The following is an 18315-nucleotide window of genomic DNA, read 5'->3' on the forward strand; positions in this document are numbered from 1 at the left end:
TTTTTTTGTCTAAATGTTACTATGGAAAATATTGAACAACATGTTGCATTTATGCGTATGGCCATTGAACTTTCCATGCAAAATGTGAGTGAATGCGTCGGTGCTCCCTTCGGTGCCGTAGTTGTAAAAGACGGGAAATTAGTCGCAAAATCGGCAAACAGAGTAGTTGCAGCTAATGATCCTACAGCACACGCAGAAATTTCGGCAATCAGGCTAGCCTGCCTTTCATTAAACACTTTTGATTTAAGCGGTTGTGTAATTTATACAAGTTGCGAGCCTTGCCCGATGTGTCTTGGAGCAATTTATTGGTCTAGGATAAACACCATTTATTATGCAAATACAAAAGCCGATGCGGCAGATTTTGGTTTCGATGACAAATTTATATATGACGAATTGGATAAGCCCATGGAGGAGAGAATGCTACCAGTTGTGCAAATGTTAAGAGACGAGGCCGTGGCAGCTTTCAAACTATGGGAGACATCACCAATGCGAATTGATTGTTAATAAAAAAAGATACCCCCAAATCGTATTTCACTTTTTGGGGGCAATGCATTTTCATCGGTTTTTATCTTATTTACTTGTTTCTTTTGCGGTAAGTAATCCAATCATAGAATCTATTTCTTTTACAACGCCATCATCCGACCCCGAAAAACCAACAGCTTTAAACCTGATGTTTCCTTCACCGTCGATGATAAACTTTGTTGGTATTCCATCGACTTTATAAGCGCTAACAACATCAAACTTCGATGGGTCTTTAGCATTTTTGGTATCGTACAAAACAGTAAAGTTTAACTTTTTCTCAGCAATAAAATCGGTTACTACTTTCTCTCTGTTCTCCTCTGTTTGCCAGGTATTGACAAATAAAAATACAACATTAGGATTGCCGGAATATTTCGCCATTGCTTTTTGCATACCTGGAAAAGACGCTACACATGGGCCACACCAGGTTGCCCAATAATCTAAAACCACGATTTTTCCTTTCAAGTCTGCTAGACTAACTTTTTCTCCTTTTAAATTAGCGAGCGTAAACTTTGGTGCAGGAATGTTAATCATTTTTTTAGTCCACTCTGCTTTCGCTTTTTCATTAGCTTCTTTTTCCAGATTAGCTATATAAGAATCATATGTTCCTGTTTTCTTAAGGCTTGCATATAGATTTTTAAAATCTGTTTTTAAAGAATCAGAGCCTTTTCCTTCTTTAATTAATTTCTCAGCTTCGGTAAATGCTTTTTCTTTTTGCCCATCTTTAATTAAATATGTTATATAACGCGTTGCAACATCCGGCGATACATTTTCACCATACATAGGTAAGGCTTTTTCCTGCGTAGCCAAAGCTTCCTTATATTTGCCCTGATGATAGAGCAGCAAAGCATAGGTATCGGCATACATTCCATAAGTTTGATTAAGACTCTTCAGATAATCTTCTTGAGAAGAATAGTAAGAGGGCATTTCATCATTTTTAGCTTGCTCTACAAGTTCGATTGATTGTTTGGATACTTTAGAAGCAAAAGCTACGTTTTCATTTTTTTCTGCTAAAGGCCAGGCAAACTGGTTGTAAACGCTTGCACGACTTAATTTATTATCAATTTTACCAGCATAAAATTCGAACTTATCATTGTTGGTTGTTTTTGCATATGCATTTGCAACTAGGCTATTAATTGCATTTAATTTTGCGGCATCGACTTTTTTACTTGCGTCGAATTTAAATTTCGAAATCATAGATGCACTTTTTTGTTCAACAATAGCCGCATCTTTTTCTGAATAAAGTGCATTCATATCTTGTGCGTAGGCAAAATTACCTGTAGGGAATTTCCTCAGCAGAATTGCTTTCACAGAATCGGCCTGGGGCTTCTTTTTGAGCATGTTATATAGGGTCAGATTTAAAGATAGATCCTGCTCCTTTGGTTCTTTTATCGTGCTAACTTGTTTTATATGATTTTCAATTAATTTAGAACCAACGTCTTTATTCGTTTTCATTTCCATTGAAAGATAATTTGCCAGCTGTTTTTCCTTCAATGCTGGTTTAAGCTCAAATGCTTTTTTATAAAGGCCCGCACTTTCCTCGGTATTCAAGGTTAAGCCTAAATAATAATTACCTGCCAAGCCATACAAAAACGCCTCGTTGATATAGGTCTCTGCTGCCACCTTTCCATCTTTTGTAAATTCTAAAATATAACCTGCCGGTGCTTCATCCTTTTTTTCTCCTACGGAAAAAGCCAGGCCAACCAGCGTAGTGCTATCTGCTGTAGCAATTTCGCCTTTGTATAGCTCACCATCTTTTACCAACTCAATTTTCTTCGCCTTTGGATTTGAGGTTGAATAAAAGGTATAAGCTGTGCATTTAACATCTGCCAGATTTTGCAAATTTGTTCCCTTTGGTTCATAGGTAAATTTTACGGTACTCCCCGCCGCAGGTTTAGCGGTAGAAAATTTTACACCTTGTGCATTTACTTCCACAAAGGCAAATAGCATGAGCAATAACAAATTGAACGATTTCATAATGAATAGGTTAAGATTTTGAATAGACAACTAAATCTATAGTTTAATTTTCTTTTTTCCAAGTTTTTTTTTATTAAATTTTGAGGAATAATATTTGTAGTGTATTAGGTATGACCTACGAGCAAAAAATCACAAGTGAACTGGATTTCTGGAAATTTAAAGTGCTGCAGAAACCATCTCTATTCAATAAAGTTACGAACAGCGTTCAGAAAAAAATAAACAATTATATTCCGGATAAAGTTCACAATGCCATAACTACAGCAATAAAGCAAATGGTTAAAGCCGTACTTTTTGGTTCCACATTTACAACTTCAAAACCAATAGCTGATTTAACTTTAATGCACCGGGAAGCTTTGATTAAGCAAAAGATAGAAAATTATAAAAAAACCGGTGCAGCAGAAGGCGGAATAACTGGTGCAGGTGGTTTTTTAATGAGCCTTGCTGATTTCCCACTATTACTGGGCTTAAAAATGAAAATGCTCTTCGATATTGCAGCAGCTTATGGTTACGATGTAAAGGATTACCGTGAACGACTTTTTATTCTGCACATTTTTCAACTGGCTTTTTCAAGCAAGGAAGAAAGTAAAAATATCTTTCTGAAAATGGAAGGCTGGGATAATAAGGCGCATAAATTACCGACCAACATTGATGAATTTGATTGGTTAACCTTTCAGCAGCAATACAGAGATTATATAGATTTAGCTAAGCTCGCCCAAATGTTGCCTTTTGTGGGCGCAGCCGTCGGCGCTGTAGCGAATTATAAATTAATCGAGAGATTAGGTAAAACAGCAATGATGAGTTACAGAATGAGGCATTTCAGTTTGCAATATGCAGTTATCAGTTCGCAAGAAACTACTAACCAAAAGCTGAGAATTGATAACTAATCCTCGTCATCCTGAAACAATCCGCCAATCAAATCGTCAGTTTCTCTCCTGTCTTTCTTGGTTGGTCTACCTGCTCCCCTGTCTCTTTTTAAATTTGGCGAATGGAACATCGATTTAAATGCGTGCGTCTCTTCAACAGGTGTTAAATCCTTGTATTTTGTTAAGGCGGTTGGCGAATCTGTTCTGTTATATGAAAAATCCACTACCTCAATAATCTTTTTTTCAATTCCTTTGGATACCTGGTAAACGTCGCCGATTTTAACAATAGCTGACGGCTTAATATTCTGTCCTTTCAACTTCACCCTGCCTGCTTTACAAGCATCGGTTGCGAGGCTCCTGGTTTTAAACAACCTTATTGCCCACAAATATTTATCAATTCTAAGTTTTTCTGTTCCTGTCATAAAATTCAAAAGTAAAGAATTGTTAAATTGTTTTATTGCTTTATTGTTAAATCATTCTCATTTTCAAATCCGTTAAACCAGCAATCGAACAATTCGACAATCTTTGCACTAAGCTATCTACAAAACAATTTAAATAATTAACCCTTTAATAAGCAAAAATTGATTTATTTTGCGTAAAATTTAAAAAACATCATGTATTCAGATTTAAAGAAATTAATTGAAGCCGCTTGGGAAGACAGAAGCCTTTTAAAATACAGCAATTATTGCGAAGCTATTGAAACCGTTATTCAAGGGTTAGATAAAGGTGAAATTCGTGTTGCTGAACCAGTTTTAAATTCCTGGGGCATTAATGAATGGGTAAAGAAAGCCGTTATATTATACTTTCCGATTCGGGAAATGAAAGAAATTAAAAGCGGTCCTTTTGTTTACCACGACAAAATGGAATTAAAAACTGATTACAAAACAACAGGTGTTCGTGTTGTACCAATGGCAAGTGCGCGATACGGTGCGTATTTAGCTAAAGGCGTTATCATGATGCCATCTTACGTTAATATTGGCGCCTATGTTGATGAAGGTACAATGGTTGATACCTGGGCAACGGTTGGTTCATGCGCACAAATCGGAAAACGCGTTCACTTAAGTGGTGGCGTGGGAATTGGTGGTGTTTTAGAACCTGTTCAAGCTGCTCCTGTAATTATTGAAGATGATGCTTTTTTAGGTTCAAGGGCTATTGTTGTTGAAGGAGTTAAAGTAGAGCGAGAAGCTGTTTTAGGTGCAAACGTGGTTTTAACTGCATCGACTAAAATAATTGATGTTACCGGCCCAACTCCTGTAGAATATAAAGGCATCGTTCCGGCCCGCTCAGTTGTAATTCCAGGTAGTTATACTAAAAAATTTCCCGCTGGCGAATACCAGGTGCCATGTGCTTTAATTATCGGTAAACGTAAAGAGAGTACAGATAAAAAAACCTCTCTTAACGATGCTTTGAGAGAAAATAATGTAGCAGTATAAAATGGTTTAAGGTATGGGGTTTAGGGTGTAAGGCAACACCCAGAGCCTTAAACCTTCTACCTTAAACCTTCCACCTTTATGAAAATCGGTTTTGATGGAAAACGGGCAGCAAATAACTTAACAGGTTTAGGGAATTACAGTCGTTCACTAATTGAGGCACTTGCCAAACAATTCCCACAAAATCAATATCTGGTTTATACGCCAAAAGTAAAACCTGCCAGGCAAATTGATACTTTCTTCGCAAAGGAAAACATCGAGCTAAAACTTCCTAAAAATGGACCTTTTCTTTGGAGAAGTCTCAACATTTTAAAGGACTTAGTTAAAGATGAGGTTCAAATTTTTCACGGCTTAAGCCATGAAATTCCCTATGCAATTGAACACACCCGAATTAAATCGGTTGTAACCATCCATGATTTAATTTTTCTTCGGTTTCCGGAATATTACAGATTTATCGATAGGAAATTATATGAGTGGAAGAGCAAATCCGCATGTAAGCGAGCTGATAGGATTATTGCAATCAGCGAAAGAACAAAAGCAGACATTATCGAATTCTATGGCATAAAAGCGGATAAAATTGAAGTTATCTATCAGAGCTGTGACGATATATTTAAAAGTCCTTTCGGCGTACCAATATTGAAAAGAATCATTTCACAATATAAACTTCCTGAAAAATATATTTTAAGTGTCGGAACAATTGAGGAACGTAAAAACCTCAAATTGATCATTCAGGCGTTGAAACATATTGATAAAGAATACAAGTTGGTCGTGATTGGAAAAAAGACCGTCTATTTCAAAACAGTTGAAAAGGAAATTAAAAAACTCGGATTAAAAAAAAGAGTTATTTTTCTTCAAAACATTCCTTTTGCCGATTTGCCGGGAATTTATCAGCTAGCGAAAATATTTGTGTACCCATCCTTTTATGAAGGTTTTGGCATACCGATTATCGAAGCACTTTATTCGGGCGTACCTACAATTGCAGCAACAGGCTCCTGTTTAGAAGAAGCAGGCGGGCCGGACAGTTTTTATGTTAATCCTAATGATTCAGAAGGTTTATCAGCAGCGATAAACAAAGTAATTTCATCCTCGACATTGCAACAAGAGATGAAAAGAAAAGGGCTGGAATTCGTTCAAAAATTCAACAGCCCTTTAGTAACGCAGCAACTTATAGATTGCTATACAAATTTAACCTAGAATTATTTCGCTGCTATCGCATTTGGCGGATATTGGGCCAAAATTTCTTTTACGCCTGTATATAAACGTTGCTCTCTTTTGCTGAAATTATCAAGATTAAAACCTGCCCCCTGACCATGCCAGAACAGTATTTTTTTAGCCGGATCCAGGAAGTCAATGATAATTGTACCTTCAATGTATTGGTTTACATAGTTAGAGCCCCATCCGCCCCAACCACCACGCCAGCCCCAGCCCCAACCCCATCCGCCGTAGTAGGCAGGACCATAGAAGTCAGTTTTTTCCCGAGCAACAACAACAAGGTTTACCAATAAATCAGGCCGGTTGGATTTCGTAAAGCCCTTAGCATTCATCTCGGCTTCAACAGCGGCCATTAACCTTCTTTTATCAAGATTGTTTAGCTTAACCCTTGCAATGCCTTTATCGTAAAAATTATAAGTTTTGTAAGCATTCAGATCTACATTTTTGTCATAATCTGAAGCGGTCCGGAGCGATGAACATCCGGCTAATGTGATCACAACTGCAATCAGCATTATTAATTTCTGAAAAATTTTCATTTGTTAATATGTGTTTATGTTTTTAAATAACCTGTATTAAAAATAACGATTTTTTTATATGAAATCAAAAACGATAAGAATTATTTTACTTTCCAATTGTTTTTAGTAAAACGTCAGGAAATACCCATTGTTTTAAAGCAAATGTTAAATGTTAGAGCAATTTGGAGATTTAACATATTGCAGAAAAAATTACCTTTGCAACATGCTTAAAGAAGAAATTAATAAAGCTTTAGAAGTTTTAAAATCAGGCGGTGTTATACTTTACCCCACAGATACAATTTGGGGTTTGGGGTGTGATGCAAGCAATCCGGAAGCTGTTGATAAAATTCTGAAAATTAAAAACCGCCCGGCAGAGAAGAGTTTGATAGTTCTTCTTGATGTTGACAGCAAATTACAAAGTTATGTTACCGAAGCGCCCGAGATAGCTTACGATTTAATTGAATATGCTGAAAACCCACTGACAATTATTTTTTCAGGAGCAAAAAACTTAGCGAATAATGTGATTAATGAAGATGGTAGCGTGGGAATAAGAATCGTAAAACACGATTTCTGCACGCCGCTAATTCAGCGATTTCGTAAACCAATTGTTTCTACATCAGCAAACTTAAGTGGCGAGCCATCACCTAAAAACTTTGATGATATCAGTTCCGAAATTATCGATGCAGTTGATTATGTTGTAGATTTCGAACAAGAAAACAGAACATCAAAAAAACCATCAACCATTATGAAACTTTCTCCGGGTGGCCAATTCGAGTTTATTCGCAAGTAATACCCCAAACCCCTTTGAGGGCTTTAAACTTTAATAAATCATCACCGAATGTTTTTCTTATTTTTGAAAATTATTACCCCCGGAATATGGAATTTAATTTGAGCGATAGACATGAGAAGTCTCCATTAGGGGATTTAGGGGTTCATTTACAAAATCCGATTTTTAAAACCTTATCGGTCATAGCTGATAAAAACAGCATCGAGGCTTACGTTGTTGGTGGCTTTGTCCGCGATTTATTCTTAAACCGGCCATCCAAAGATATTGATGTTGTCGTGATAGGTAGTGGAATAGACTATGCTGAAGCTGTTGGCAGGAAGCTGAATACAAAAGTTGCTATTTTTAAAAATTTTGGCACCGCAAATATTAAATTTAACGACTTGGAAATCGAATTTGTAGGTGCAAGAAAAGAGTCTTACCGCTCGGAATCAAGAAAACCAATTGTTGAAGATGGCACATTGGAAGATGATCAACTGCGCCGCGATTTTACGATAAATGCGCTAGCTATCAATTTAAATACAAATCATTTCGGTTCTTTATTGGATCCTTTTAATGGTATTCAAGATTTACAAAATAGACTCATCCGTACGCCACTTGACCCAGAAATTACATTCTCTGATGATCCATTAAGAATGATGAGGGCAATAAGGTTTGCATCACAATTGAATTTCAATATAGATGAGGCTGCGCTAAAAGCAATAAAATTACAAAAAGAACGGATAAGCATTGTTTCTAAAGAACGTATAACGGATGAATTAAATAAAATTATTTTATCAAAAAAACCATCAATTGGCTTTAAATTACTATTTGATACAGGATTACTTCATATTATTTTCCCCCAAATGGCGCAACTTTTTGGCGTCGATATTATTAATGGTAAAGGGCATAAAGATAACTTCTACCACACGTTAGAAGTACTTGATAATATTTGTGAAAATACAGATGATTTATGGTTGCGTTGGGCTGCCATTTTACATGACATTGCAAAGCCTGCCACCAAGCGCTTTGAAGAAGGCCACGGCTGGACCTTTCATGGCCATGAGGACAAAGGCGCCAGAATGGTTCCCAAAATCTTTAGTCAGCTTAAATTGCCTTTAAACGATAAAATGAAGTTTGTGCAGAAACTGGTTCAGCTTCACCTCCGCCCTATAGTTCTGGCCCAGGATGTTGTAACCGATTCGGCTGTTCGACGGTTGTTATTCGATGCTGGTGAGGAAATTGAAAGTTTAATGCTGCTTTGCAATGCAGATGTAACAACTAAAAATGAATATAAAAAAGCCAAGTATCGTAATAATTTTGAATTAGTTAAACAAAAGCTGAAAGATGTTGAAGAGCGCGACAAAATAAGAAATTGGCAACCACCTATTTCAGGCAATGATATCATGGAAATATTTGCATTGGATGCCGGCAGAGAGGTTGGGATTATAAAAAATGCCGTTCGGGAGGCGATTTTAGAAGGTGAGATAACAAATGATTACAATGAGGCGTTTAACTTTATGGTAAATCTGGCAAAACAAATGGGATTAAATCCTGTTAATAAATAATTTAATCGCGATAACAGCAGCTAGGCAACATTTTAATCACATACGCTGTTTTGTGATAAAACTAATTAACTTTATTTTTACAGCTCCAAAAAATACTAATGGCTATTTATAAATTTAAAATTACTTTTGAAGACTTTGATGATGTAGTGAGAGAAATCGACATTAAATCTAATCAGACGTTTGAAGATTTACATAAAGCAATTCATAAATCTACTGGTTACAATTCCGAGAAGTCTTCATCTTTTTATGTAAGCACTGATAATTGGCTGAAAGGAGACGAAATTGCTTACCTGCCAAGTGAGCGCAAAAAAGACAGGGTTGTTTTAATGGAAAACTCAAAACTTAGCGGTTTTATTGAGGATCCACATCAAAAATTTTACTATACCTACAATTTTGACCGCCCATACGATTTTCACGTTGAGTTGATTAAAATCATTTTAGATGCCGATCCGCATATCGAGTACCCTTTTCTTGCAAAAAGTTTGGGTGAAGCACCAAAAATTATGGAACAAAACAGCCCGCAGTCTGTAGACCCACGTGGTGCGACAGCTTCAGCGAGCGAATTTGATTTCCTTAATGAAATGAATTTTGTACCTGAAGACACTGATGAATTAGAAGCAATGGGCGAAATGGGCATCAACGAGGAAGAACATGACGACGATGAGGTTGCTGAAGATGGCGATGAATTTGGTGATGAATTTTCAGACAGTGAAACTTATGAAGATGACACCCATAAAGACGACTATTAATAACCATTTCCATTAAAATACTCAACTGTCGGACAAATCATCCGGCAGTTTTTTTATACTTGAACTTATGCGTGAAAGCCAGAACCGAAAAACTTTAATTGCTATTGTAGGCCCAACCGCAATTGGTAAAACAGCTTTGGCGATAGCGCTTGCAAGGCACTATAATACTGAAATCCTATCTGCAGATTCAAGGCAGTTTTACTCGGAAATGGAGATTGGCACCGCGAAACCCGACGTTAATGAACTTGCTTCAGCTAAACATCATTTTATTAATTCACACTCTGTAACCCAGCTTTTTAGTACAGGAGACTTTGAAATTGAAGCGTTAAAAGTGATTGATACCATTTTCCAGAATCAAGATTTAGCCATAATGGTTGGTGGCAGCGGGTTGTACATAAATGCTGTATTAAATGGCTTGGATGAAATGCCTGAGATCGATTTAGCAATCCGGGAAAAATTAAACATGCAGCTTGAAAACGAGGGGTTGGAAGTAATTCAAAATCAGCTTAAGCTGCTCGATCAAGAATATTTTGAAAAGGTTGACCAGAATAATCCCCAACGGATGATAAGAGGTTTAGAAGTTGTTCTATCAACAGGACAAAAACTTTCTTCGATGTTATCCTTTACTAAAAAGCAAAGGACGTTCAACATCATTAAAATAGGTTTAAATACTGATCGCGCTAAACTTTACGAGCGAATTAACCTTCGGGTAGATAAGATGATGGAAAATGGTTTATTGGAAGAAGTGAAATCCTTAATTGATTTTAAAAAACATAATGCACTGAATACAGTTGGTTACAGTGAAATTTTTGATTACCTGGACGAAAAAATTACGCTGAATAATGCTGTAGCTTTAATTAAACAAAATACCCGGCGTTTTGCTAAAAGACAGCTAACCTGGTTTAAACGGGACCAAGAAATTAACTGGTTCGAGCCTGGTCAAACGAGAGCGGTAATTGTGCGAATAAATGAAAGACTCGCGTCAAGTGAAACGACAAAAGGCCCCAATTTACATTAAGGCCTTCTATCGGTTTAGTTTTAGTTATTATTAATTAGGAAATTTAACCCCTCTGTACTCAGTAATATTGACAGTCGGCATATTCGAACCATACTTACCATTTATTGCATCAATGAATACATTGGCAATTACCGCGTTACCACGAGGTGTTAAGTGAACCCCATCTAAAGAAAAAGCGCCACCCGTTATAAAGGAAGAATTAATTCCAACCCCTTGTACTACTACGCCCGTTTTAACCTGGTTAAGATAGCTGTAGGTGTCTGCAATTGCTAGTCCTTTACTATCGGCTAACGACTTAATGGTACTGTTATAGCTAATAACATAATCTTTAACCTTTATGATTTCATCTTTATCTAAAACCCAACTATTAACAATTGGATTCAGAGGATGTAATCCATAAGGAAGGCCCGAAGCATTTGGAACACCGAATAAACCAGCTGATTGAAATGGTAAACGAATTAAATCTTCCGCAGTTGCAGCCCTTACCGTATTAGTTCCTGTTTGGATATAGATTGCGGCAGCAGCAGGATTGATTGCCTTGGCTGCATTTAATAAAGCCGCTACAGTTACTGTATTGAAGTAAGGAATTGCAGTAACATCAGGAATTGTTGCTACAACACCCTTAGCTCCGCCTACTGTTAAAGCGTTTACAAGATTAGAATACAGCAAAGCAAAGGTAGATTTGTCAGTTAAAACATTTGTCGCATCAGTAGTAACGCCGCCATTGGTAGCATAGCCTAAAGCATCGTTATTGCCTAACCATAAAGAAAAGAAAGTATGATTTCTACCTTGGATAAATTGGAAATAACTTACCGTTCCTACTTGTGAATCAGTCAATAAACGCTCTAAATATGGATTTGCAGCGCCAAATGGTGCAGCAAATGCCAAATCAACACGCATGCCAGGAATACCAATATTCTGAACTTCACCAGTATATTTTGTTAAACGACCAGCCGCATCACGATAAGCAAGATTACTGGTCACATTTGTTAAAGTCGGACTACCATTTATAAGTGCTGATAATGTTAAATAGCCAGAACCGTTTGCTTGAGCATCCGTAAAAAATGGAGAAGTAAAGCTTCCGCCACCCACTGTAGCCATTTGCGCAGCGATTAAGTTTGGATAGGCTACTTTTTGTCCCTCAAGATATAACCCCCCATCTGCGAAACCAGATGTTAAAGAGTTACCAACTGCAATATACTTACTAAAATTAGCCTGTCCGGCTGACGTAGCAACTGCGGTATCGATATCTGGTTTGCAAGCTGCTGCTAAAAGGATTACGGCCGCCAAAAACCAATTGAATGTATATTTTCTCATCTGAAATCCTCCTACCATTTATAAGTTAATGAAATACCCGGCGCGTAAACCAAAGTTTTGAACGTACCATCTAAACCGGTTTCGATATTTTTTTGTTTGCGAGATTTAACATCTTCAAAGAAGAATGAAGCATTCACCTCAAACTTCGGGGTAAAAGCATAACCTGCCCCGGCACTCAAAATGTAACGGTCTGCATCCGGTGCTTCCGGTGTTACGTAGCCATCCTGAACAGGACTAAAGGCATATCCCACACCCGCCCGCAAAGCTAACTTATCGGAAGCCTGGTGATTAATACCCAACTTAAATGAAGAACCATCACGATAGTTCCGGGCAGATTTTGTATCAGCAAGTGCCGGAGTATTGGTTGCATAGTCAAAGGATAAATCCTGATAAACATGCCATTGTACCCAACTTGCGTCGAATGCAAGCAATGTGCTTTTCGACAATGGAATTCCAATACCTAAACTTGTTGTAGCCGGTAAAGGCAATTCGGCATTAAACGTATTTCCTGAAGGGAAAGAAGTTCTTAAGGAATTCGGAACATCAAATTCTGCAGAACCTGCCTCTAACTTAGTAACTACTTTAGATTTATGAACAATTGCAAAAGTAACGTTGCTTAAAGTTTTGATGTAAATACCTGCGTTCCAGCCATAACCCTTGCCGGTACCATCAAGCGTCGCCTTACCTGATCGGCCATCAGGATAATTTACCGGAAGTGCCCTCTGAAGGTTTACATCGCCATGGTTGTACACAAAACCTGCACCGATACCAATCTGATCTGTAATCTTCACACTCAATGTAGGCTGAACATAAATCGCTTTCAAGTTTAATGAGGTCAAAGCATATTTACCAGACCAGTTGTCACCCCAATCCACCAAGCCGCCAAAGGGCGTGTAAACACCCAATCCTAACTTCCAACGGTTAGATTTTGGTCCCCAAACGGCGTAAAATTCGAACGGAGGTGCAATTTTATTTTTAACATCTTCTGTTACATTTGAACCGGTCCGCTGAAAAGCCGATTTAAACAATAATGGGTTTACGCCTGCTGAAATTGAGTTTTTCTCTAAGAAACTAACCGCCCCTGGATTGAAAAAGACGGAAGCTTCATCTAGTGCCAGAGCAGATCCTGCCCCAGCCATACCAATTTGTTTTTGCCCTTGTAAATTAACCTGGAAACCCTGCCCCAAAACCCATAGTGGGGCGGATAGTAATACGCTCAATAAAATTTTTTTCATCTATATATGGTTATAGCACAAATGTATACTATGCTAACATAGCAATCAAGTATTTGTTTATTTTGTTTGATAGAATTTTATGCCTGTGCTGTTGGCCCGCCAAAGCCCATTGGAAAAGGTGGCTCCTCCTGCGTTTTAATTCGTCCATTAACATGCTCAAATTTTTGAATGTTATCTTCCATAGCAGTTAACAAACGCTTTGCGTGTTCTGGTGTTAAAATGATTCTCGATTTAACTTTAGCCTTAGGCAAGCCGGGCATTACTCGGATAAAATCTAATACGAATTCGGTATTTGAATGGGTAATAATTGCAAGGTTTGAAAAAATACCTTCCGCAATTTCTTCAGACAGCTCTATATTTATTTGGTTTTCGTTCTGTTGTTCTTCCATAGACCAAAAATAAAAAAATCCGCTATGTATTAGCGGATTTATAAAAAGATTCATTAAATAAAAGCTATTTAATCATAAAATTTACAATGCCGATTACAGAGCCAATAATAGCTAAAAACTGAATTAAACCAACTACATAGATGGTTTTTTGCATACCTGAAATATCTTCTTTCGTCGCTAAAATTTCACGTTTGTTATCAAACTCAGTCTTCACTTCATTTTTAACAAACGACACCAATTGTTCTGCTTCATTTTCGCCTAACTTCGCTTTTAATATTTGAAAAAGTTGTATCTCAGAAACACTCATGCTACTAATTTTATTTAAAAATACAAAATCCGTTCCAAATAAAAAAGTCCTCCACTTTGGTGGAGGACTTGATTTAAGATATTGATATTTAAGCCTCTACTTCTTCTTGTTTCGAAGCTAATAACTTATCATATTCTTCCTGAGAACCAACGATGATTCTTTCGTAACCACGTACACCAGTACCTGAAGGTATTAAGTGACCAACGATCACGTTTTCTTTCAAGCCTAACATGTTGTCGCGTTTACCTGCAATCGCCGCCTCATTTAATACTTTCGTAGTTTCCTGGAACGAAGCCGCAGAAATGAACGATTTAGTACCTAATGATGCACGAGTAATACCTTGTAAGATAGAACTTGCTGTTGCTGGTCTTGCATCTCTAACCGTGATCTGTTTCAAATCTTTACGTTTCAATTGAGAATTTTCATCTCTTAATCTACGTAATGAAACAATCTGACCTGGTTTGAAATCTGTTGAATCACCTGCATCTTCAACTACTTTCTTGTCGTACATTGCGTCGTTCTCATCAGCAAAATCCCAACGGTCAACAGCATTGTTTTCCAAGAAAATGGTATCACCCGGATCTTCAATGTGAACTTTTTGCATCATCTGGTGAACAATTACTTCGAAGTGCTTATCGTTAATTTTAACACCTTGCAAACGGTAAACCTCTTGAATACCATTTACTAAGTATTCCTGAACCGCTGCCGGACCTTTAATTGATAAGATATCTGCCGGAGAAATTGAACCATCTGATAAAGGCATACCTGCTTTCACAAAGTCATTATCCTGTACAAGGATGTGTTTCGACAATGGAACTAGGTATTTTTTAACTTCACCATCTTTAGATTCGATTGTAATTTCACGGTTACCACGTTTAACACCACCTAACGTTACAACACCATCAATCTCAGTTACTACAGCTGGGTTTGAAGGATTACGAGCCTCAAATAACTCTGTTACACGAGGCAAACCACCTGTAATATCTCGGGTTTTACCAGTTGCACGAGGAATTTTAGCGATAATCTGACCGGTTTGAATGGCTTCACCTTCATCAACTGAAACGTGAGCACCTACTGGAATGTTATAACCTTTTATAAATTCACCTTTCTTATCAACGATTTGAACAGAAGGGTTTTTAGTTTTATCACGTGTATCGATAATCACTTTTTCACGGTGACCAGTTTGCTCATCTGATTCTTCACGGAAGGTTACACCTTCAATAATGGCATCAAACTGTGCTTTACCAGCAAATTCGGAAAGAATAACCGCGTTATACGGATCCCACGAACAGATTTTATCACCTTTTGAAAGCTTATCACCTTCTTTTACGAACAAGAACGCGCCGTAAGGAATATTGTTGGTTACAATGATACGTCCGGTTCCTGGCTCAACAATTTTAAACTCACCTGAACGACCCAATACTACTTGTACTGTACCATCTTCAGTTTGTGTATCAACTGTACGGATATTTTCGAATTCGATAACACCATCAAATTTAGCTACGATGTTAGATTCTGCAGCAATGTTCGACGCAGTACCACCCACGTGGAAAGTACGAAGTGTTAACTGTGTACCCGGCTCACCGATTGACTGTGCTGCAATTACACCAACTGCTTCACCTCTTTGAACACGTTTACCAGATGCCAAGTTACGGCCATAACATAATGCACAAACACCACGTTTAGCTTCGCAAGTTAATACTGAACGAATTTCAATACCTTCTAAAGGCGATTCTTCGATCAGTTTAGCAACTTCTTCATTAATATCTTCGCCAGCACCTACTAATAATGTATTATCTAAAGGATTGTATACATCATGTAGTGAAGTACGGCCTAGAATCCTGTCATATAATGGCTCAACGATATCTTCCTGATCTTTTAAAGCGGTAGTATACATACCTCTCAAAGTGCCACAATCGTTATCATTAACAATCATATCCTGCGCTACATCATGTAAACGACGGGTTAAGTAACCCGCATCCGCAGTTTTTAAAGCCGTATCAGCCAAACCTTTACGGGCACCGTGAGTAGAGATAAAGTACTCTAATACCGATAAACCTTCTTTAAAGTTTGATAAAATCGGGTTTTCAATGATATCACCACCTGAACCTGATTTCTGAGGTTTCGCCATCAAACCACGCATTCCGCAAAGCTGACGAATCTGCTCTTTCGAACCACGTGCACCTGAATCAAGCATCATGTAAACTGAGTTAAAACCTTGGTTATCTGAAGATAACTGAGTCATAACGAAAGTAGTTAACCTGTTGTTGATACGGGTCCAGATATCGATTATCTGGTTGTAACGTTCGTTGTTGGTAATGAAACCCATGTTATAGTTGTTTCTTACCTCTTCAACTTCCGCTGCAGCTTGCTCCAATAAAGTGTGTTTCTCTACCGGAATGTTTACGTCTTGTAAGTTGAACGATAAACCGCCTTGGAAAGCCATTTTGAAACCTAATTCTTTGATATCATCTAAGAACTGAGAAGCACGGGCCATACCAGTCATTTTAACTACTTCCCCGATAATATCCCTTAACGATTTTTTAGTTAATAATTCATTGATATAACCTACCTCTTGAGGCACCAATTGGTTAAACAATACTCTACCAACAGTAGTTTCTGTTAATTTATTAACGATAGAACCATCGTTTTGCTTAACATTTACCCTTACTTTGATGAAAGCATGAAGATCTAATTCTTTCTCATTGTAAGCAATAATTACTTCCTCTGGAGAATAAAAATTAGAGTCCTGTCCTTTAACTACTCTTGTCTCATCAGTTCTACGGCCTTTAGTAATATAATAAAGACCCAAAACCATATCCTGAGATGGTACTGTAATTGGTGTACCGTTTGCAGGGTTTAAGATATTGTGTGCAGCCAACATTAATACTTGGGCTTCCAAAATTGCCGCGTTACCTAGTGGTAAGTGGACAGCCATCTGGTCACCATCAAAATCGGCGTTGAATGCAGTACAAACTAACGGGTGTAACTGGATCGCTTTTCCTTCAATTAATTTTGGTTGGAAAGCCTGAATACCCAATCTGTGTAATGTAGGTGCACGGTTTAATAATACCGGGTGACCTTTCAATACATTTTCTAAGATATCCCAAACTAATGGATCTTTTCTATCAACGATTTTCTTGGCAGACTTCACTGTTTTTACCACACCACGCTCAATCATCTTGCGAATAATGAACGGTTTGTAGAGCTCAGCAGCCATATCTTTAGGAATACCGCATTCGTGCAATTTAAGGCTAGGGCCTACAACAATTACCGAACGAGCTGAATAATCCACACGTTTACCTAATAAGTTCTGACGGAAACGACCTTGTTTACCTTTCAAAATATCTGAAAGTGATTTCAAAGCACGGTTACCTTCAGTTTTAACCGCATTAACTTTACGTGAGTTATCAAATAACGAATCTACAGCTTCCTGTAACATACGTTTCTCGTTACGTAAAATTACCTCTGGTGCTTTAATCTCGATCAAACGTTTTAAACGGTTGTTACGGATAATTACACGACGGTATAAATCATTTAAATCTGAAGTTGCAAAACGACCGCCTTCTAATGGAACTAAAGGACGTAACTCTGGCGGAATAACCGGAACGATTTTAACAATCATCCACTCAGGGCGATTCTCAATACGGGTATTAGCACCACGGAAAGCTTCAACAACCTGAAGACGTTTTAAAGCCTCATTTTTACGTTGCTGAGATGTTTCGTTAGCAGCCTGGTGACGTAAATCATAAGACAAAGTATCTAAATTAATACGTTTTAACAAATCTTCTAATGCTTCAGCACCCATTTTGGCGATGAATTTATTAGGATCTTTGTCATCTAAGTATTGGTTTTCTTTAGGTAATTTATCTAAGATATCTAAATATTCTTCTTCTGTCAGGAAGTCCATATAATTGATACCCTCTTCAGCCATTAAGCCTGACTGAATAACTACGTAACGCTCATAATAGATAATTAAATCTAATTTTTTAGTAGGTAATCCTAATAAATAACCGATTTTGTTTGGCAATGAACGGAAATACCAGATGTGTGCAACAGGAACCACCAAAGCGATGTGTCCCATACGCTCACGACGTACTTTCTTTTCAGTAACCTCAACACCACAACGATCACAAACAATACCCTTATAACGGATACGTTTGTATTTACCGCAATGACATTCGTAATCTTTTACCGGACCAAAAATACGCTCACAAAACAAACCGTCACGTTCAGGTTTGTAAGTACGGTAGTTAATCGTTTCCGGTTTCAACACCTCACCGCTCGAACGTTCCAGAATAATTTCCGGAGACGATAAGCTAATTGTGATTGATGTGAAATTGCTTTTTAATTTATTATCCTTTTTGTAAGACATATCTTTTTGTTTTTAGTAGCAAGTACTTAGTATTAAGTATCAAGACAGAATTAACCCTCTTGATACTCGATACTTTAT

16 protein-coding genes are annotated in these 18315 nt (G+C 37.6%); 8 read left to right on the forward strand and 8 right to left on the reverse strand.

Going from position 1 to position 18315, the window contains the following annotated elements; translation table 11 throughout:
* The first annotated feature begins 21 nt into the window (after positions 1–21).
* A complete protein-coding gene (locus tag ASF92_RS11680) occupies positions 22–504 on the forward strand; it encodes a nucleoside deaminase (protein ID WP_056092758.1) in 483 nt (160 codons plus the stop codon).
* 66 nt (positions 505–570) lie between these two features.
* Here ASF92_RS11680 and ASF92_RS11685 read toward each other — a convergent pair whose 3' ends face one another.
* Positions 571–2496, reverse strand: coding sequence for a TlpA disulfide reductase family protein (locus tag ASF92_RS11685; protein ID WP_082489545.1), 1926 nt, complete (start codon positions 2494–2496; stop codon positions 571–573).
* Between the two features lie 80 nt (positions 2497–2576).
* Here ASF92_RS11685 and ASF92_RS11690 point away from each other — a divergent pair, with 80 nt between their 5' ends.
* Positions 2577–3380, forward strand: a complete 804-nt coding sequence (locus tag ASF92_RS11690) for an EcsC family protein (RefSeq protein WP_231729799.1) — start codon at positions 2577–2579, stop codon at positions 3378–3380.
* Here ASF92_RS11690 and ASF92_RS11695 read toward each other — a convergent pair.
* Positions 3377–3781, reverse strand: a complete 405-nt coding sequence (locus ASF92_RS11695; RefSeq protein WP_056092767.1) for an RNA-binding S4 domain-containing protein — start codon at positions 3779–3781, stop codon at positions 3377–3379. The genes ASF92_RS11690 and ASF92_RS11695 overlap by 4 nt on opposite strands.
* A gap of 192 nt (positions 3782–3973) precedes the next feature.
* Between ASF92_RS11695 and ASF92_RS11700 the strand changes: the two genes are divergently transcribed.
* Together ASF92_RS11700 and ASF92_RS11705 are read left to right on the forward strand one after the other, a co-directional pair.
* Entirely contained in the window at positions 3974–4792 is an 819-nt protein-coding gene (locus ASF92_RS11700; RefSeq protein WP_056092771.1) for a 2,3,4,5-tetrahydropyridine-2,6-dicarboxylate N-succinyltransferase, read from the forward strand.
* 78 nt (positions 4793–4870) lie between these two features.
* The gene (locus tag ASF92_RS11705) at positions 4871–5983 is read left to right on the forward strand and encodes a glycosyltransferase family 1 protein (RefSeq protein WP_056092775.1); all 1113 of its coding nucleotides are present in this window, start codon (positions 4871–4873) and stop codon (positions 5981–5983) included.
* A 2-nt stretch (positions 5984–5985) separates the two neighbouring features.
* Here the strand turns inward: ASF92_RS11705 and ASF92_RS11710 are convergent, their stop codons facing one another.
* On the reverse strand, positions 5986–6537 hold the full coding sequence (locus tag ASF92_RS11710) for a DUF4136 domain-containing protein (RefSeq protein WP_056092779.1): 552 nt from the start codon (positions 6535–6537) through the stop codon (positions 5986–5988).
* A 202-nt stretch (positions 6538–6739) separates the two neighbouring features.
* Between ASF92_RS11710 and ASF92_RS11715 the strand changes: the two genes are divergently transcribed.
* The 4 genes from ASF92_RS11715 to miaA all read left to right on the forward strand — a co-directional run bounded on the left by ASF92_RS11715 (position 6740) and on the right by miaA (position 10614).
* A complete protein-coding gene (locus ASF92_RS11715) occupies positions 6740–7306 on the forward strand; it encodes an L-threonylcarbamoyladenylate synthase (RefSeq protein WP_056093300.1) in 567 nt (188 codons plus the stop codon).
* 86 nt (positions 7307–7392) lie between these two features.
* Positions 7393–8847, forward strand: coding sequence for a CCA tRNA nucleotidyltransferase (locus ASF92_RS11720; RefSeq protein WP_056092782.1), 1455 nt, complete (start codon positions 7393–7395; stop codon positions 8845–8847).
* 98 nt (positions 8848–8945) lie between these two features.
* Positions 8946–9596, forward strand: a complete 651-nt coding sequence (locus ASF92_RS11725) for a hypothetical protein (RefSeq protein ID WP_056092786.1) — start codon at positions 8946–8948, stop codon at positions 9594–9596.
* 67 nt (positions 9597–9663) lie between these two features.
* Positions 9664–10614 carry a tRNA (adenosine(37)-N6)-dimethylallyltransferase MiaA gene (gene miaA, locus ASF92_RS11730; RefSeq protein ID WP_056092789.1) on the forward strand — a complete coding sequence of 317 codons (951 nt, stop codon included), beginning with the start codon at positions 9664–9666 and terminating at the stop codon, positions 10612–10614.
* Positions 10615–10644: 30 nt separating this feature from the next.
* Here the strand turns inward: miaA and ASF92_RS11735 are convergent, their stop codons facing one another.
* From ASF92_RS11735 to rpoC, 5 genes are all read right to left on the reverse strand, one after another.
* Entirely contained in the window at positions 10645–11949 is a 1305-nt protein-coding gene (locus tag ASF92_RS11735) for an SGNH/GDSL hydrolase family protein (protein WP_157263848.1), read from the reverse strand.
* On the reverse strand, positions 11943–13166 hold the full coding sequence (locus tag ASF92_RS11740) for an OmpP1/FadL family transporter (protein ID WP_056092792.1): 1224 nt from the start codon (positions 13164–13166) through the stop codon (positions 11943–11945). The genes ASF92_RS11735 and ASF92_RS11740 overlap by 7 nt, the downstream gene beginning before the upstream one ends.
* Positions 13167–13243: 77 nt before the next feature.
* Positions 13244–13555: a DUF3467 domain-containing protein gene (locus ASF92_RS11745; protein ID WP_056092795.1), complete on the reverse strand. Its 312-nt coding sequence runs from the start codon at positions 13553–13555 to the stop codon at positions 13244–13246.
* Positions 13556–13619: 64 nt separating this feature from the next.
* Positions 13620–13862 (reverse strand): hypothetical protein, encoded by a 243-nt coding sequence (locus ASF92_RS11750; RefSeq protein ID WP_056092798.1) that lies wholly within the window; start codon positions 13860–13862, stop codon positions 13620–13622.
* Between the two features lie 88 nt (positions 13863–13950).
* Positions 13951–18237, reverse strand: a complete 4287-nt coding sequence (rpoC, locus tag ASF92_RS11755; protein ID WP_056092802.1) for a DNA-directed RNA polymerase subunit beta' — start codon at positions 18235–18237, stop codon at positions 13951–13953.
* Between the last annotated feature and the right edge of the window lie 78 nt (positions 18238–18315).

Origin of the sequence: Pedobacter sp. Leaf176 (assembly GCF_001424305.1) — a bacterium.
GTDB lineage: Bacteria > Bacteroidota > Bacteroidia > Sphingobacteriales > Sphingobacteriaceae > Pedobacter.

What these genes read in the sequence shown, in the direction of transcription:
- ASF92_RS11680 (WP_056092758.1), top strand. Translation starts at nt 22, where the DNA reads ATGGAAAATATTGAACAACATGTTGCATTTATGCGTATGGCCATTGAA.
- ASF92_RS11685 (WP_082489545.1), bottom strand. Translation starts at nt 2,496, where the DNA reads ATGAAATCGTTCAATTTGTTATTGCTCATGCTATTTGCCTTTGTGGAA.
- ASF92_RS11695 (WP_056092767.1), bottom strand. Translation starts at nt 3,781, where the DNA reads ATGACAGGAACAGAAAAACTTAGAATTGATAAATATTTGTGGGCAATA.
- ASF92_RS11700 (WP_056092771.1), top strand. Translation starts at nt 3,974, where the DNA reads ATGTATTCAGATTTAAAGAAATTAATTGAAGCCGCTTGGGAAGACAGA.
- ASF92_RS11705 (WP_056092775.1), top strand. Translation starts at nt 4,871, where the DNA reads ATGAAAATCGGTTTTGATGGAAAACGGGCAGCAAATAACTTAACAGGT.
- ASF92_RS11710 (WP_056092779.1), bottom strand. Translation starts at nt 6,537, where the DNA reads ATGAAAATTTTTCAGAAATTAATAATGCTGATTGCAGTTGTGATCACA.
- ASF92_RS11715 (WP_056093300.1), top strand. Translation starts at nt 6,740, where the DNA reads ATGCTTAAAGAAGAAATTAATAAAGCTTTAGAAGTTTTAAAATCAGGC.
- ASF92_RS11720 (WP_056092782.1), top strand. Translation starts at nt 7,393, where the DNA reads ATGGAATTTAATTTGAGCGATAGACATGAGAAGTCTCCATTAGGGGAT.
- ASF92_RS11725 (WP_056092786.1), top strand. Translation starts at nt 8,946, where the DNA reads ATGGCTATTTATAAATTTAAAATTACTTTTGAAGACTTTGATGATGTA.
- miaA (WP_056092789.1), top strand. Translation starts at nt 9,664, where the DNA reads ATGCGTGAAAGCCAGAACCGAAAAACTTTAATTGCTATTGTAGGCCCA.
- ASF92_RS11735 (WP_157263848.1), bottom strand. Translation starts at nt 11,949, where the DNA reads ATGGTAGGAGGATTTCAGATGAGAAAATATACATTCAATTGGTTTTTG.
- ASF92_RS11740 (WP_056092792.1), bottom strand. Translation starts at nt 13,166, where the DNA reads ATGAAAAAAATTTTATTGAGCGTATTACTATCCGCCCCACTATGGGTT.
- ASF92_RS11745 (WP_056092795.1), bottom strand. Translation starts at nt 13,555, where the DNA reads ATGGAAGAACAACAGAACGAAAACCAAATAAATATAGAGCTGTCTGAA.
- ASF92_RS11750 (WP_056092798.1), bottom strand. Translation starts at nt 13,862, where the DNA reads ATGAGTGTTTCTGAGATACAACTTTTTCAAATATTAAAAGCGAAGTTA.
- rpoC (WP_056092802.1), bottom strand. Translation starts at nt 18,237, where the DNA reads ATGTCTTACAAAAAGGATAATAAATTAAAAAGCAATTTCACATCAATC.